The sequence below is a fragment of the Bacillus sp. V33-4 genome (assembly GCF_002860225.1).
Taxonomy (GTDB): Bacteria; Bacillota; Bacilli; order Bacillales; family Cytobacillaceae; genus Bacillus_BJ; species Bacillus_BJ canaveralius.
This window is the reverse complement of sequence record NZ_PGVC01000044.1, coordinates 114089-130472: the sequence shown is the minus strand read 5'-3', so window position 1 is coordinate 130472 and position 16384 is coordinate 114089. Positions and strand designations below refer to the sequence as shown.

Here is a 16384-nt window from a genome sequence, read left to right as displayed (position 1 = left end):
CAAAAGTACTATTCTTGTTCTTTTGCCGAGAACAATGGCACATAAATTCTAAAGGTCGTGCCTTCCCCTTCTTTGCTTTCTACTTCGATTTTTCCTTTCATTCGTTCAATGATTTGGTAACAGACCATCAAACCGATTCCTGTTCCTTTTTCCTTCAATGAATAAAAGGCAGTGCCAAGCCTTTTAAGAGCCTCCTCTGACATGCCTATGCCCGTATCACTGATGATAAATACGCCATAGTCACCTTCCTCTTTGAGCGTCAGCGTCAGCTTGCCGCCTTCTTTCATTGCTTCGATGCCATTTTTTAAAATGTTGATCAGGACTTGATTTAATTCACTCTTATTTCCTCTGACCATAATCGGTTCGCTAATATGGATGGCCATGTCAATATTTTTTGACATCATGGCATAAGAATTCATCAAATCGACAACTTTACTGGCCAGCTCAGCTCCGTCGACTTGTTCAATCTGCTTCAAATCTGGCTTGGCAAGCGATAAATAATCGTTGATAATCGTCTCAGCCCGGTTCATTTCCTCAATCATCAATTTGATGTACATTCGCTCCTCATCGCTCATTGATTCCTTTGCCAAAAAAATCTGCAAAAATCCTTTTACAACGGTCATTGGATTACGAATTTCATGTGCAACCGACGCAGCAAGCTGGCCAATCGCATTCATTTTCTCGGCCCGTTGAAGCTCCTGCTGAAATTTTGTCTTTTGAAAAATATTTTCCATCTCATCCAGTGCAGCCTCCCATTGCATCGGATCCTGCCTTTTAGGGGGCGGACCCAACTGCTGGGAAGTGGCAGACAGCCTGTCAAATAGTATGGACAGCTGTCTCGTCATCATGTTAAACCGTTCAGCAAGCTTTTTTAAATCGGAAAACTCTTCAATTTGGAGGCGGACATTAAAATTGCCGCTGCTTACTTCATTGATCCCGTAAATGATTTCGTTAATTGGCTCAATAACCTTCTTTAAACCCCAGCTTAAAAGAAAGTAAACGATGATCGTAATAATTAAAAAAGAATAAATCAAAATGGCGGTAATCTTTTTTTCATCTGCTCCAACAAAGGAAGCCTCTGCATCGACTCCAAGCAAAGCAATGACATTTCCCCGCTCGTCTTTAATCGGGGAAAAAGCCGTGATCCATGTCCCATATTGGTCTTTATAAACTCCAGTTGATGACGCCCTGTCTTCGTTAATCACCGTTTTAAACGTTTTTGTAAATTCTTCGCCGCCTTTATAATAAGACATATTCTCTAACCCTAAATCATTGTAATGCTTGGAGGCTGCCAGTACATAAAAGCTGCTGTTTTCATGAATCTCGGGATCCAGGATATAGGCTTCTACGAAAGCGGCATTTCGTTCATTTATTAAGGAAACATTTTTGACGAGGCGGCCTAACGCCGGGTTATCGAGGTCCTGAAACTCTTTTACAGAAAAAATATCCTCCGTGTTAATCGTCGTGCTCCATAATGACGATAATCCTTCGACCCGCTCCTCTATTTGGTCCTCCAGCAGCTTTGAGTGCAAAATAAAACTGATTCCGGCAGTTGACACGGCAACAAGGAAGGTAATTAAAAAGGAAAACAGCAACACTTTTCTAAATAGCGGCAGTTTTTTAATTTTCTGCATCATTCTCATATCCTTCAATGTTCGAATATCTTTTTGATGTCATATTCGACGTTTGCTTGAAAAAATCCTTTAAATGCCAGTCACAAATGCCAAAACACTCAAATTTTCCAGATGATGTGAAAATCATCACAAATATATTTATGATTTCATGATAGAATCAATTTAACCATACTCAAAATTATCAATGAAGCGCAGGTGCCGATAATGAAAAAGAGTTTAATTGGATATTTAATTTTTCTCACCACAGCCTTGATATTAATTGCTGGCTGCTCGTCAGCCACAGTTGAAGAAGATAACGCGAAAAGCAGCGACGGCAAAGATTCCCATACCTATCATGCTGAAAATGGAGATTTGCGCGAGTCAACCGCCTCTGCCGAAGAGCTGCCGGTTTTTGTCCACGACAAACATAAACAAGTGAAAATCGTATATGGAGAAGCTGCAAAGCATAAGGAGCTTCTTGAATGGATTCCTTGCTATTGCGGCTGTGCCGAGTCCGGAAACCATCAAAACGTCTATGATTGCTTCGTTTATGAAAATCGTGAAAATGGCGAAGTTGTATGGGATGACCATGGTACAAAATGTGGAACGTGCCTCGATACCGCAGCCGAAAGTATCCAGCAATATAATGACGGCAAAACCATCAAGCAAATTCGCGATTATATTGACGACAAATACCAGGATAGTTATGGAGAACCGACACCGACCGATACGCCAGAAAACGAAGTTTAACAGCGAAAAAAGCAACTCCGCCTTATTCCAGCAGAGTTGTTTTTTTCATTCAATATAATACATGAACCCGATCGCGCCCACCCCAGTATGGGTACTGATAATTGGTGTCGTCTCTTCAATGTCAATTTTATTGTAGCCGGTCAACTCATCGATAGCGGCCTTTAATTTATGTGCCAGTTCACTGCCTTCTGCGTGGACAAGCCCGACACCTTTAATTGTCTTTCCTTTCACATCATCAGCAAACTTCCTGGCAAGATATTTGACTGCCTGTGAATGGCTTCTCACTTTCGCAACAGGAGTGTAGACACCATGATCGAGGGATGCAATCGGTTTGATATTGAGCAATGAACCGATCATCGCCCTCCCTTTGCCAATTCGTCCGCCTTTGACAAGATTTTCAAGTGTATCGACGACAACGAATAAGCGTGTTTGCTCGCGGACTTCATTAAGTCTGTCCAATATTTTGTCGACACTTTTGCCTGCCTGCGCCATTTCAGCTGCCTCGACTACCTGGAAAGCGAGTGCTTTCGAGATAAAGCGCGAATCCACCACTGTAACATTTGCCTCGGTCATTTGCGCTGCACTCTCGGCTGACTGGACAGTCCCGCTCATCCCGCCGGTCATATGTATCGAGATGATTTGAAAACCCTCTCTTCCCAGCCTGTCATAAACCTCAAGGAACGCGCCTGCCGGAGGCTGTGAACTCTTTGGCAGCTCGGCTGCTTCCTTCATTTTTTTCATAAATTCGGCCGGGGTTATTTCAACGCGGTCTATATATGTCTTTCCATCTATCGTAATTGATAAGGGGACCACTTCTACATCATATTTATTTACGATTTCTTCAGACAAATCCACAGTCGAATCTGTAACGATTTTAACTTTATTCATCTATTCACTCCCTAATACACACTTAGTACGTATTATACATGTTCCGTGGATATTAATAAAATAAATACTTAAATTGACCCGCTATTATTTTTTGCGGCATAAAAAGAGTATGAGCCTCTGCCCATACTCTTCAATCAATTATGCATTATTTTTTAGTGCAGCCGTTTTAAAAATCTGTTCATAATCCGGCCATTTGAGAACTCTTTTTAAATAATCTTTAAATGAATAAGTTTTACTTGCCATTTTGTCTCGATAAAGGGCAGTAATAAATGTTTGCAAACGGACTTGGATCATAAAATAATAACGGCTATCTTCCTCCAATACAGGAATCTCCAAGACTTTTACCTTCTGTCCAACAATATTTTTGAACTCCAGGCTTTTGAATAGCAAAATATCAATCCTCTTTTTCACCCGTTTGACTATATTATACCCTAAATCAGCGTCGAAGTGTTGTTTGAATATGCTCTTCACAAAAATATTTTATTGAGAATTTATCGGGAATGCCCCCGAATGCTATATCATTACTGCCCTCCCGGCAGACTGAGATATTAGCCTCTGAATGCAGCACGCATTAGCTCGGACAAAAAAAGAAACCGGCAGAATAAAAATCCTGTCGGGTCCTTTGTTATTTCATTATTTCCCCGTTTTCCTCAGCCCATTGCTGTTCTTTTTTAAGCTTTCGCCGATAAACTATTTTAGAGAGGTTAATGCTTACTTCATACAAGAGCAACAGCGGAATCGTGACGAGAATATCTGACATAAGATCCGGAGGTGATATGATTACAGAAATCACGACGAGTACAAAGTATGCATATTTGCGAACTTTTTGCATTACGTACGGGTTAATGATACCGAGAGACGTTAAGAACATTGCCACTACAGGCAATTCAAATAATACGCCAAATGGCAAGGTCATATTCATCACAAACCGAAAATATTTATCAGCTGTAAAATTGGTTACGACCATTTCCCCGCTCAGTTCAACAAGGAAGTTCAACACTGTCGGAAAAATGACAAAATAGCCAAAACACAGTCCGACAAGAAATAAGGCAAACAGGGCCGGGATATAAGCGAGTGAAATCCTTCGTTCAATCGGCTTCAACGCGGGCTTAACAAACAGCCAGGCCTGCAAGGCCAGGACCGGAATTGTCGCGGCCACCGCAATGACGGTCGCTATCATAAAATAAACCCAAACAATATCGCTCGGACCGAGCACCACCAATTTCACATCAAGATCACGCACAAACCAGTCATATATATCTTTTACATACATAAAGCCAATGACGAAAAAGATAATGAATGCTGATACGGTGATGATCAGCCGCTTTCGCAGTTCGTCCAAGTGATCGATTACATTTAGTTCTTTATCTTCCATTTCATTCCCCTGCCAATCGCTTGATGCTCTAGAAATAGGAAAAGCGCAGAAAAAATTTCTGCACCTATTTTACCTCTTTCTTCTTGTCTTCTTCGAATTCATCCATGACATCGCTCGTTAGCTCACGCGTCGATTTTTTAAATTCGCGAAGCGTCTGGCCAAAGGCACGGCCGATTTCAGGAAGCTTCTTCGGTCCGAAGATAATTAAAGCCAGAACTAGAATTAATATTAATCCGGGTACCCCGATATTTGAAAACATGTAGAATACATCCCCTTTAAAGTTTCATGTTGTGAATCTACTTAGATTATATAACGTTTTAAAGATTTATGCGGGAAAAGAATTAAAATGTTCATAAGAAATTCACATAATCATGAAAAAATCTCGTAAAAGTGATCTTTCTTATGTCTTCGTCAGATTATTTGTGTTTAAATAAGCAAATGAAAAAGGTTACTGTCTTTATTTACCTCTTGATAGGAAAAACCTTTTTTCTTCATTCGTGCAATTAAATCTTCATAGTCTTCCTTCTGTTTTAACTCGATCCCAACAAGAGCCGGTCCATTGTCGCGATTATTTTTTTTCGTATATTCGAACCTGGAAATATCATCTGTCGGCCCGAGCACTTCATCCAAAAATTCTCTTAGTGCACCGGCACGCTGCGGGAAATTGACGATAAAATAGTATAACAAACCTTCATAGAGCAGAGATCGTTCCTTGATCTCCTGCATCCGGCCAATGTCATTATTTCCTCCGCTTATCACACAAACGACTGTTTTCCCCTTAATTTCTTCCCGATACAGGTCCAATGCGGCGATTGGCATTGCTCCTGCCGGTTCAGCGACAATCGCATGCTCATTATATAGCTCAAGAATGCTTGTACAGACCTTGCCTTCCGGAACAAGCAAAATATCATCAATATTTTCACTGCAAATATCAAATGTTTTCGCACCAACACATTTAACCGCTGCGCCATCGACGAACTTGTCAATGTCGGCAAGGGGAGTCCGTTGGTTTAGTGCCAGTGATTCCGTCATTGATGCGGCGCCGGCCGGTTCAACCCCGATCATTTTTGTATTTGGCGAGATACTTTTCATATATGTGCTTAAACCCGCGATTAAGCCTCCGCCACCAATACTTGCAAACATAAAATCGATCGGCTCTTCACAATCATTAAGAATTTCGACTGCAACCGTTCCCTGGCCTGCAATGACCATTTCATCATCGAAAGGATGAATAAATTGCCTGTTTTCCTGTTCCGAACAAATAGCTGCTTCTTCAAAGGAATCATCGAACGTATCGCCGATTAGGATAATTTCCACTGAATCCTTGCCGAACATTTCAACCTGACTTACCTTTTGCCTAGGCGTCGTCGCCGGCATATATATCTTACCATGTACTCCAAGCTGGCGACAGGCATAAGCCACACCTTGGGCGTGATTGCCAGCGCTTGCGCACACAACACCGTTTTCAAGTGCATCCTTTGGTAGTGAGTTCATTAAATAATAAGCACCTCTTAATTTAAAAGAGCGGACGTGCTGCAGATCTTCCCGTTTTAAGTAAATGTTGCATTCATATTTTTCTGAGAGCCGCTCGTTTTTCTGCAACGGGGTATGGGCAACGACATCTTTTAACTGCTGGTAGGCGATTACAATGTCTTCAAGCTGTACCCATTTTTTATTCAGTACTTTCTGTTCCATGTGTCACCCTCGTTTCTGCAAGTTTTATAATTCGTACATTATAACATGAAACTTTTAAGAACTTACAGATATTTAATTAAAAATTATTATTTTTCTGGCAACTATTCTGAATAAAAAATTTGGCCGATATTATAATAAAACCAAATCAATCATAAAGGGGATGGTAAAATGGAATTTTCACTTTGCAGCCTGGATAGTGCTTTGCCCGTTGAAGTGGTTCTTGACGAGGATAACGGCCGCTATATGATCCGTAAAAGTGATACAAGCGGGAAGGTTTTTAACAGCCCGAACGAACTGATTAACTGGGTTAGAGCAAATTTTTCTGAAGGGGAATTTTGCGACCCTCACGAATTTAGAAACATGCTTGAACTACTTACGCAATATCAAACAAACCCAGATCTGCTTGATTAACAAAAAAAAACAGCTATTGGCTGTTTTTTTACTTCCGATGATATATTAGAAACTCGTAATCATAAGGGTTTTTTTCGTTTTTTAATCCTGGCTCTTTTGAAACGAGCTCCCACTCGTTTAAATCTAAGTCCGGAAAATATGTATCTCCGTCAAATTCTGCGTGAATTTGTGTTAAGTAGAGGCGGTCTGCAGCTGTAAAAATTTCTTTGAAAATTTCTGAGCCGCCAATCACAAAAAACTCTTCTTCTTGCCCGTTCGCATATTCTGCAAAGTCAGCGATCGAATAAAATAAAGTCGCCCCAGTCACTTGATAATCACGATTTCTCGTAATAATGATATTTTCCCGGCCCGGCAGCAAGCGGCCTATTGATTCATACGTTTTCCGGCCCATCACAACAGGATGGCCCATCGTCACTCTTTTAAAAAACTTCAAGTCTTCCGGCAGATGCCACGGCAGCCGGTTGTCCCTGCCGATGACGCGATTTTCATCCATCGCCCAGATTAATGAGATCATACGCTGACAACCCCTTTAATATGCGGATGTGGATCATATTCTTCAAGAATAAAATCTTCAAACCGATAGTCAAAAATATCGTTCACATCGCGTTCAATCTTCACTTTTGGCAATGGACGCGGCTCTCTCGTCAGTTGCAGGTTAACCTGGTCAAGATGATTTTGGTAGATATGGACATCACCGAAAGTATGAATAAATTCTCCTGGCTCAAGGTCACACACCTTTGCAATCATCAACGTTAGCAATGCATATGAAGCAATATTAAAAGGGACTCCAAGAAAGACATCGGCAGAACGCTGATAGAGTTGGCATGAAAGCTTTCCATCCGCCACATAAAACTGGAACATGCAATGGCATGGCGGTAAAGCCATCTTGTCAATTTCAGCAACATTCCAGGCATTGATAATTAATCTTCTTGAATCCGGATTGTGTTTTATTTGCCTGATCAGTTCGCTGATCTGGTCAATCGTTTGTCCGTCTGCACCTGTCCATGATCGCCACTGGTGTCCGTAGACAGGACCCAACTCGCCATTTTCGTCAGCCCATTCATTCCAGATGCGCACACCATTTTCCTGCAAATATTGAACGTTTGTATCCCCTTTTAAAAACCAGAGAAGCTCATGGATAATCGAGCGTAAATGAAGTTTTTTTGTTGTCAGCAACGGAAAACCTTCCTGCAGGTTAAAGCGCATTTGGTAGCCAAAGGTACTGATCGTTCCTGTTCCCGTCCGATCTTCTTTCTTAACGCCGTTTTCCAGCACATGTTTGCAAAGCTGTAAATATTGTTTCATTTTTTCACGTCCTTCGACAAATCTGTAATCTATTCTATCAGAAATGACAGTCAGTCGCGAAAAAATTATTTTAACGCTTTAATAAACTCATACGACTTGGGGGCGCGTTCTTGCAATAACTCTCTGCTCTCTCCACCTAAATAGTACATCGCAAAAATTTCCGCAAAATATTCTTCGGGAAAGTTTAGATAATAATCAATCCCTGGAAACAATGTGATTTGCTCTTCTTTCCAAATTTGCAAAAAATATGGGTTATAACGGATCTGGTTAAATACGTAGCGGTCAAGCGAATGAGCCAATTCGTGGAGTTCAAGATTGACCGAGCCATGCCCCATTCCCTTTTCACTCGCACCTATTTTCACTAATACCTTTTTTGATCCGCCAATACCCGGAACATCGTCCCAAACTTTCTTACTTTCGTACCCGCGGGGAACAATCCCTGATAAGTGGCTTGCAGATGGATTTTCGGTCAGTTTTCCCTGGAACAGGATAAGCAGGATTCCTTCCCTGTTCATTTTCTGCAACAATGGTTCAGGTAGTTGTCCAATGCGTGCTATCATAAAAGCAGCTTCTTGTTCATCGAAATCACCTTGCGGGACGACGATCATCTCACCGAGCAACTCACGTGAATCGGTCGTTAAATACTGATGAAGTTCAGATGACTCCGGCAGATTGGTTAATTTGATGCCTTGAATGGGTGCGGGGGAATTTCCCAACAATAATAAAGAAACGGTCCCGACAATGACCATAAGGAAAATTTTGCGCATATAAATCACCCTTTTGCTATTCATGGAGGTTAATAAGATGGAAGATTCAATTAATCAGTTACACACTCTCTATGCTGTTTATTTAAAGGTTGAACAAGAAGGAACCATTCATATAGGCAGGCTTGGAAGGTTTTATTTCCAGGAAGGAACCTATATTTACGTAGGAAGCGCCAAAAGAAATATTGCGAGCAGAATTTCTCGGCACTTGAAGGTAGACAAGAAAAAGAGATGGCATTTTGATTATTTGATACCCCTTGGAAAAGTTATTAAAATTATAACATATGAAGCTACTATCGGAGAATGCGCGCTTGTTGAGAAATTAAGGAAGGAAACGGCTGGTATGTATCCTGTGAAAGGGTTCGGTTCGTCTGATTGCCGCTGTTTTTCCCATTTGATCTATTGCCCATCCCCCCTCGATTTCAGATGAATTTTGTTTCTTTCCGAGGAGAGTGAACCATTGCAAAAAAAGCTGCTTTTCGCAGCTTTTATCATTAATGGCGATGATTGCCGTCATATGATATGGGCGACACGATGACGAATACGAGTTGCCAATGCATAAGACCAGCTGCCTGAAAAGATTTCGTGTTCAGTTAACTGTGGTGTCTCACCTTTCTTCTTGTCCTCGCATATAGTTGAGTACAAAATTAAGAAGGTGAATTGCAATGAGATTTTTAATCAGGAGATCCCCGACCGAAAATATACAAGCAGAATTACAGGCGGTTCAAACCGTGATGGTATCCAGCTACTTCGTTATGGCTGATTTGTTTTTTTATGCGCTATTGTTTACATTGATGCTCACACCTATGCTGCCCTCAATATTTACTGCTGTTTTATTCTTTATCAGTGTATATGGCAGCTTCGGAGCTCTGTATTTTTTTCTAAAAAAATCGCTGGTCTGCCCGGATAAGGATACGTGTCTATGAAAATTACTTTATAAACAGGGGACCTGCACAATCGTCAGATCCCTTGTTGTTCGTTATTGCTGCATATGCTCTTCTTTATTGACGCTTGCTTTTTTCTTATTGTTATAGTGAACTGCAAATGTCACTGCAAATGTTATTAGAATGATGAGAAAGAAGTAAATATGGTCCAGATGGAATCCCCAAACACTTGCGAACATTTTCGTAGCAATGAGCAGGATTAAAATATAGGCAGCTGTTTCAAGCTCGGGAATTTTGAGAATCAGCTTCAAGAATACCCCTGCAACACCACGCATCATCAGAACGCCAAGCATTCCGCCAAGTAGGAGAACCCAGACCTGATCGCTGACCCCAAAGGCTGCAAGAACACTGTCTACCGAGAATGCAACATCCATGAATTCTACTGAAATGACCGTGCCCCAGAATGTACCAAACAACCTGATCAGCAAGCCGCTTTGATTGATTCCCTCCAGTTCTCCTTCTTCTTCTCCTGTATTTTTTCGTTTATCAAGAAAATATTTAATAGACAGCCATGCCAAGTACGCTGCACCAAGAACTTTTACCCACCATAATTTAATCAGGAACAGCCCTAAACCGATAGCGATAAACCGGAAAAGATAGGCACCAAGAAGCCCATAAAAAAGAGCTTTACGGCGCTGTTTTTCTGGTAGATGCTTTACCATGACTGCAAGTACAAGCGCGTTATCAGCTGATAATAGTCCTTCCAAAATCACCAGTGTTCCGATATAGCCCCAACTGACTGGATCCGTTAAAACATTGACCCACATGTCCCAGTTAAAAAACTGGGAATAAGTATGAATAATACCTTCTAATATTTCTGACATTTTAGCAGTTCCTCCTGAATACATTAAATTATTCTTTAGAAGGACCGAGTCTTTTTTCTAAAGAATAAAAGTTTAAAACCGTCTATCCATTTTTTCATAAACCATGGGGTTTTTCAATTACATTAACTCATCCATTTAGGAGGAGTGTTTTTATCCCAATAGATTGTGCCAAGATCGTGATGGGCCTGGAATTGGTCATGATGGGTATGATAATGAAAATTGAACCAAAATCCTGCCTGCGGAGGATGATCTCTCCTCACGTGAAAGCGGAGAATATCTTTTTTCGTAATACGGTCGAAAATATGAAAAATCTTTTCTGATTTCCCGTTTCCAGGTGCTTCCGTAATCGCAAGATTCATTAAGTCTTCTTCAGGATGCCCGGAAATCACCTGATCGATTGCTTTCTCCATTTCAGGCAAAATGATTTCTTGAAATTCATCTTCAATGCACGGTTTAATTTTCGAACCGAATTTAAGCATCGATTGTTCCTTTGCCTCTTTCATGATTTGCTCGACAACTACTTCCCTGTCTGATAAAGGCTGCCTGCTATCTTCGCAAAACTGAAAATCAGCTGCAGTTTGAGCCGGATTTGATTCAAAGCTATCCCGCTTTGTCGATTTGCCAGAATGGGTTCCATCATAAAGGAACACCTGGGACGGCGTAACCATTCCGAACGTTAAAATAGTGACGAGAATAACAAAGGATTTCCTGACCCATTTTGGCATGAAACTCTTTCCCTTCGAAGCAATTGTTCTGAAAGTCTTTGAAAATACATCTTAAGACTGTTAACAAACTGCTGAGATTGCCATTCATAAAATTTATTATACTTGTTTTTACGAATAAAACGAAAATTGGTTTCAAATATTTTTCAATGGTTAATAGAATAATATCTTTATAAATTTGGTTAGGTTGTTTTATATTGGAGATAGTAAAACAAAGGGGGAGGGCTGGCTGATGGATTGGTCAATTGCATTTGTAATCGGGAGCCTGTTGTTGATGGCTTATTTTGTGTACCTTGCTATCGCCGATTAACTGAAAAATAAGAAAAGCGCAAGCGCCTTGTTCAGCCCCGACAAGCGCTGGCCGACTAAGAGCGCCACGTCCTGTGGCAACGTCGGCACTAGTACGTCCTGTACGTCGAAGGGGCTGACGGTGAAGTCGTTCTTTTACTTCATTGGCAGGACCGAAGCGACTCGAGGGGCTAGGCGCTGGAGCTGGACATGGAAACGCCCCATAAAGTATCGAAAATTATATACTTTCCTTAACTACAAAGGGTAGGTAAAAGGCTGACTCACGAGTTAGCCTTTTTCCTTTTCCATCACCCCGAAATGAAATTTTGCTGTTTTTCTTCGCTGAACCTTAAAACCGAATTCTGCAAATCGGCTGCTGCGAAAATGATCTTTTAACACCACACGATGCCTTGCACTCTGCGGGCATGATCGATCATTTCTTTTGTAACCGGTTCATATAAGGCGAACTTCGCAAGAGATTTTATACCATCGGACTCAAGAATCGTTTCTTCAAACATCGGATCAAGATATACACAATCATAGCTGTTATCCCCGATTTGGCGTAAATAATCAGTTGCATTAGCATGAACAACATCAATTCCGCGCATTGCCTCATTTATTTCAGTAAAACCCGAATCCCACTCTTTCAAACCTTGATTGACGATGTATGCTATGTATGAATTCCCCTCAATCCCGGTTATCTTTCCTTCATTGCCTACAGCAAAGCTTGCAACAATGCTGTCGGAAGCCAATCCAAGCGTGAGGTCAAGAACGCTCATTCCTTTTTGCAAACCGGCAGCATCCAGAAAAGGATCATCCCCGCCTTTCATAAGCCGTTTGATTCTGAACATTGCAGAATTCGGATGAAAGAAAAATGGTTCAGCCGTTCCATACAAATATAACTCCAAGCGGTCTTTCCCGATGATCAAACAATCATCCTTCACCAGTTCCTGTATCGCAGCAATCGATCTTTTTCTGCGCTCTACATAAATGGCACCAAGAACAGCCGCTGTCGTTCTCGCTATTTTTACCATGCTGTCATTTGTCCGTCCTGCTGTTGTTATAATCATACACTTCACCTGTTTTGCGGCTTAAACGAAAAAAGGACGTCAGGAGACATCCTATTTAACAATGGGCTTCAAATGCTGCTGTAAGATTTTCCATAATCGCTTCCATCGAATGGTCCTCAATATCATGACGCGGGATAAAATGGACAACCTTTGTTCCTTTTAATAGCGCCATGGAAGGAGACGAAGGCTCGATCCCTTCGAAATACTCGCGCATTTTCGCCGTTGCTTCTTTATCCTGCCCGGCAAAAACGGTGACAAGCTGATCAGGTTTTTTGTCCGATCTTAACAGCGCCTGGGTTACCGCCGGCCTGGCAAGCCCTGCTGCACAACCGCAAACAGAATTAACAACTACTAAAGACGTTCCGTCTGTGTTTTCCATGAATGCTTCAACTTCATCTGCTGTTGACAACTCTTCAAATCCTGCACGAACGAGCTCTTCCCGCATTGGTATTACCATTTGCCGCATATATTCTTCGTATGCCATTGACATGTGTAAATCCCTCCCGAAAAAGTTTGCAATGCAAGCATACTATAAGCGATGCTTGCATTGCAATTTTGCGGAATTGCTGATTTATATCTTTAACGGTTGTTTCACTTCAGTTTCCTCAAATGAATCGGTAACAGCTCCTTTTGAAGCACAGGAGACGAGTCTTGCGTATTTTGCAAGAGCTCCTCTGCTGATCAGTGGCGGAGCAGACCATGTGCGTTTTCTTTCTGCCAATTCATCCTCGTCAAGCGCGACAGAGAGCACCTGTCTCTCAGTATCAATCGTAACCACATCACCGGTCTTAATCAGAGCAATCGGACCGCCAACCTGTGCCTCCGGCGCAATATGGCCGACAACAAGACCATGGGTTCCGCCTGAAAAACGACCGTCCGTTAACAGCGCTACGCTTTCGCCAAGACCTTTTCCAACGAGGATCCCAGAAATCGAAAGCATTTCTGGCATTCCAGGCCCACCCTTTGGACCTTCATAGCGGATCACCAGGACATCACCGGCTTGAATCTCCCCATTCATGACTGCTTCTGTCGCTAAAGGTTCATCATCAAATACTTTCGCCGGACCAGTTAATTGCTTTACTTTTAAGCCAGACACTTTTGCTACAGCTCCAGAGGGGGCAAGGTTTCCAGATAAAACGACTAATGGACCTGCAGGCTTCAGCGGCTCGCTAACCGGATATATCACTTTTTGGCCGTCTGCCAAGTCCGGGGCATCCGCGAGGTTCTCGGCAAGAGTCTTGCCGGTTACCGTTAAACAACTGCCGTCAAGCAGCCCTTCTTTTAACAACATTTTCATCACTGCTGATACACCGCCTGCATTATGCAAATCCTGCATGACGTATTTACCGCTCGGCTTTAAATCAGCAAGATGCGGAACCTTTTTCTGGATCCGGTTAAAATCGTCCAATGATAGATCGACTTCTGCAGCATGGGCAATGGCCATTAAGTGCAAGATCGCATTTGTTGAACCACCAAGTACCATTACTACGGTAATCGCATTTTCAAATGCTGCTTTTGTTAAAATATCACGCGGACGAATGTCCTGTTCAAGCAACTGGTAGACTGCCTGTCCAGCAACAAACGCATCAGTGCGTTTCTCGTCCGTTTCAGCAGGATTGGAGGAACTTCCGGGAAGGCTCATCCCCAATGCTTCAATCGCACTTGCCATCGTGTTAGCTGTGTACATTCCACCGCATGATCCAGCCCCCGGACAAGCATTGCATTCGATTTTGTGAAGTTCTTCGCGGTCAATCGATCCTGCATTGTATTGACCGACCCCTTCAAACGCCGACACGATATCGATATCTTCGCCGTGCAATTTCCCCGGTTTAATCGTTCCTCCATACAAAAATACGGACGGAAGATTCATGCGGGCAATCGCCATCAGGCAGCCAGGCATATTCTTATCACAGCCACCAATCGCAACAAAGCCATCAAGGCTTTCTCCCCCAACAACCGTTTCGATTGAATCGGCAATCAGGTCACGGCTCGGCAGCGAGTACCGCATTCCTTCCGTGCCCATCGAAATCCCGTCAGAAACCGTGATCGTATTAAACACAAGCGGCGCACCGCCCGCTTCCCTGGCCCCGTCCTTAGCTTGAAATGCCAAATCATTAATATGTATATTGCACGGAGTCACTTCGCTCCATGTGCTTGCAATGCCGATCATCGGCTTTTTAAAGTCCTCGTCAGAAAAACCGACTGCACGCAACATTGCCCGATTCGGTGCCCTTTTTTCATCATCACTGATTACATGACTTTTGATTCTTAAATCTCTCACAGCTATCTCCACCTTGTAAAAATAGTTTCTTTCAAATATAGCCCCTTTCTATGCTAATTTCAACAATTTTCATAAAATTTTAATATATCAGTTTTACGGAAAACGCTTCCAGATAAATCTTTTTTGAGTCTGAGCGCACTAAAAAAACCGAATGCTGGATATGTAACCAACACTCGGCTTTCGGCTCAAAAATGCAATCACTCTGATTATGCGTGCTCTTCTCCCTGCTTCCTTGCTTCAGTCATCTGCTTCCAGACAGATCCCTTCGCCGCTTCTCCGCCTTCGATCCGGGCAATCGCGAGCTTAATCTGCATGCTTACTTCAAACTCGGGATCATCTTGAGCTGCCCGTAATGCAGGGAGGACGCTTTCATCACCAACTTCATATAAAAACATGGCGGCGCGCCAGCGGACAAGCTTGCTGCTGTCTTGCAATGCGTCAGCCATTTTGTTCATGGCCTGTTCGAAACCTAAGTCCGATAAGCAGTCCCCTGCCGTGCGCCGCACCGTCACCGATTTATCTTCAAGCGCTTTATAAAGCAGTGGCAAAACCTGGGGATCCTCGATCATTCCAAGATAAACGACAGCAAGTCTGCGAATCGATGCTTTTTCATCACCGAGTGCTTTTTCAAGCAACGGTAAATCCGCCAGTTCAGGGTCTTCCATTTGTTCAAAAAGCTGATAACGCTTCCGCCAGTCCGGATCATTTAAACTGTCTGCAGTTAATTTTAATTTCTTTCGCCTCTGCGCAGCAACCTGGCAGGTTTTATCTGGATTAGCCGCCTGTTTGACCAAATCATTCAAGCGTTCCTCCGGATACGAAGCAATTAGTTCTTCAACAACTTCCTGGCCGACTTGATCAAAATCGCCATAGCGTATCCCGAAATCATGCCATTTTCGTTCCATGACGACATTATCGGAGGGGTTCTGGACATTTGCCAAAGCTTTTAAAAATACTTCAGGGAGGCCAAATCGCTTTTCTTCGGCTCCATCCGTTAACTTCACTTGCATCGGGATTCCTTTGAATATTTGCACCTGCACTTTTATTTCACCATAATGCTCATTCATAACCGGATTTTTTTCATTGTCACTGCTTGATTCTTCCCCAAAAGCTTTCCTAACCTGCGGAAGGATCTGTTTCCAATCGTACTTGGCATTTCTTTCTACAGCCAAAAAATCAGCGACGTGATAAACACCTTTAACACCTTCGACATTCAGGATCGATTTGATTAAATCCGGTGCACCTTCAACATGGTCTTTTTTATAGTTATTGCTTTGGCCCATTGGAAGCTCCCGGTCTAAAATAATCTTCATTGTATTCGGGCTTGGAGTCGGCTCTATCGCTAATATTTTCATTTTTATTTTCACCCTTTGCATCTTGATTACGTTTATATCTTGCAAGAATTTTAACATAATCTTGCCTGTGTATTCACCTTTGGAGATCCAAAAAGATCA

General features: G+C 42.3%; 17 protein-coding genes and 1 pseudogene. 3 read left to right on the top strand and 15 right to left on the bottom strand.

What is annotated here, in order from left to right:
* Positions 1-8 precede the first annotated feature (8 nt).
* A complete protein-coding gene (locus tag CVD23_RS16275) occupies positions 9-1637 on the bottom strand; it encodes a sensor histidine kinase (RefSeq protein WP_101578424.1) in 1629 nt (542 codons plus the stop codon).
* Between the two features lie 201 nt (positions 1638-1838).
* On the opposite strand from CVD23_RS16275, the gene CVD23_RS16270 reads away from it, so the two are divergent.
* Positions 1839-2363 (top strand): PCYCGC motif-containing (lipo)protein, encoded by a 525-nt coding sequence (locus CVD23_RS16270; protein WP_101578425.1) that lies wholly within the window; start codon positions 1839-1841, stop codon positions 2361-2363.
* 45 nt (positions 2364-2408) lie between these two features.
* On the opposite strand, the gene CVD23_RS16265 is transcribed toward CVD23_RS16270, so the two are convergent.
* The 5 genes from CVD23_RS16265 to ilvA all read right to left on the bottom strand — a co-directional run bounded on the left by CVD23_RS16265 (position 2409) and on the right by ilvA (position 6321).
* Positions 2409-3251: a DegV family protein gene (locus CVD23_RS16265; protein ID WP_101578426.1), complete on the bottom strand. Its 843-nt coding sequence runs from the start codon at positions 3249-3251 to the stop codon at positions 2409-2411.
* 138 nt (positions 3252-3389) lie between these two features.
* Positions 3390-3641, bottom strand: coding sequence for a DUF2535 family protein (locus CVD23_RS16260; protein WP_101578427.1), 252 nt, complete (start codon positions 3639-3641; stop codon positions 3390-3392).
* A 235-nt stretch (positions 3642-3876) separates the two neighbouring features.
* Positions 3877-4626 (bottom strand): twin-arginine translocase subunit TatC, encoded by a 750-nt coding sequence (gene tatC, locus CVD23_RS16255; RefSeq protein WP_101578428.1) that lies wholly within the window; start codon positions 4624-4626, stop codon positions 3877-3879.
* A 64-nt stretch (positions 4627-4690) separates the two neighbouring features.
* The gene (locus CVD23_RS16250) at positions 4691-4885 is read right to left on the bottom strand and encodes a twin-arginine translocase TatA/TatE family subunit (protein ID WP_101578429.1); all 195 of its coding nucleotides are present in this window, start codon (positions 4883-4885) and stop codon (positions 4691-4693) included.
* 167 nt (positions 4886-5052) lie between these two features.
* On the bottom strand, positions 5053-6321 hold the full coding sequence (gene ilvA / locus CVD23_RS16245; RefSeq protein ID WP_101666573.1) for a threonine ammonia-lyase IlvA: 1269 nt from the start codon (positions 6319-6321) through the stop codon (positions 5053-5055).
* A gap of 168 nt (positions 6322-6489) precedes the next feature.
* Between ilvA and CVD23_RS16240 the strand changes: the two genes are divergently transcribed.
* Positions 6490-6732: a hypothetical protein gene (locus tag CVD23_RS16240; RefSeq protein ID WP_101666572.1), complete on the top strand. Its 243-nt coding sequence runs from the start codon at positions 6490-6492 to the stop codon at positions 6730-6732.
* A gap of 28 nt (positions 6733-6760) precedes the next feature.
* Here CVD23_RS16240 and CVD23_RS16235 read toward each other — a convergent pair whose 3' ends face one another.
* The 3 genes from CVD23_RS16235 to CVD23_RS16225 form a co-directional block, all read right to left on the bottom strand.
* Positions 6761-7246, bottom strand: coding sequence for a dihydrofolate reductase (locus CVD23_RS16235; RefSeq protein ID WP_101666571.1), 486 nt, complete (start codon positions 7244-7246; stop codon positions 6761-6763).
* Entirely contained in the window at positions 7243-8037 is a 795-nt protein-coding gene (locus CVD23_RS16230) for a thymidylate synthase (protein ID WP_101578433.1), read from the bottom strand. The genes CVD23_RS16235 and CVD23_RS16230 overlap by 4 nt, the downstream gene beginning before the upstream one ends.
* Positions 8038-8102: 65 nt before the next feature.
* Positions 8103-8804, bottom strand: a complete 702-nt coding sequence (locus tag CVD23_RS16225) for an anthrax toxin lethal factor-related metalloendopeptidase (RefSeq protein WP_101666570.1) — start codon at positions 8802-8804, stop codon at positions 8103-8105.
* A 37-nt stretch (positions 8805-8841) separates the two neighbouring features.
* Here CVD23_RS16225 and CVD23_RS16220 point away from each other — a divergent pair, with 37 nt between their 5' ends.
* Positions 8842-9231 (top strand): GIY-YIG nuclease family protein, encoded by a 390-nt coding sequence (locus CVD23_RS16220; protein WP_101666569.1) that lies wholly within the window; start codon positions 8842-8844, stop codon positions 9229-9231.
* Positions 9232-9780: 549 nt separating this feature from the next.
* On the opposite strand, the gene CVD23_RS16210 is transcribed toward CVD23_RS16220, so the two are convergent.
* The 6 genes and pseudogenes from CVD23_RS16210 to CVD23_RS16185 all read right to left on the bottom strand — a co-directional run bounded on the left by CVD23_RS16210 (position 9781) and on the right by CVD23_RS16185 (position 16285).
* Positions 9781-10569: a TerC family protein gene (locus CVD23_RS16210; RefSeq protein ID WP_101578437.1), complete on the bottom strand. Its 789-nt coding sequence runs from the start codon at positions 10567-10569 to the stop codon at positions 9781-9783.
* 122 nt (positions 10570-10691) lie between these two features.
* On the bottom strand, positions 10692-11294 hold the full coding sequence (locus tag CVD23_RS16205) for a YpjP family protein (RefSeq protein WP_101666567.1): 603 nt from the start codon (positions 11292-11294) through the stop codon (positions 10692-10694).
* Positions 11295-11867: 573 nt separating this feature from the next.
* A pseudogene (locus tag CVD23_RS16200) lies at positions 11868-12649 on the bottom strand (class I SAM-dependent methyltransferase).
* A 55-nt stretch (positions 12650-12704) separates the two neighbouring features.
* Positions 12705-13139 (bottom strand): BrxA/BrxB family bacilliredoxin, encoded by a 435-nt coding sequence (locus CVD23_RS16195; RefSeq protein ID WP_101578440.1) that lies wholly within the window; start codon positions 13137-13139, stop codon positions 12705-12707.
* Between the two features lie 81 nt (positions 13140-13220).
* Complete coding sequence (gene ilvD, locus CVD23_RS16190) at positions 13221-14930, bottom strand: dihydroxy-acid dehydratase (RefSeq protein ID WP_101666566.1); 1710 nt, start codon at positions 14928-14930, stop codon at positions 13221-13223.
* Positions 14931-15136: 206 nt separating this feature from the next.
* Positions 15137-16285 (bottom strand): conserved virulence factor C family protein, encoded by a 1149-nt coding sequence (locus CVD23_RS16185; RefSeq protein ID WP_101666565.1) that lies wholly within the window; start codon positions 16283-16285, stop codon positions 15137-15139.
* Between the last annotated feature and the right edge of the window lie 99 nt (positions 16286-16384).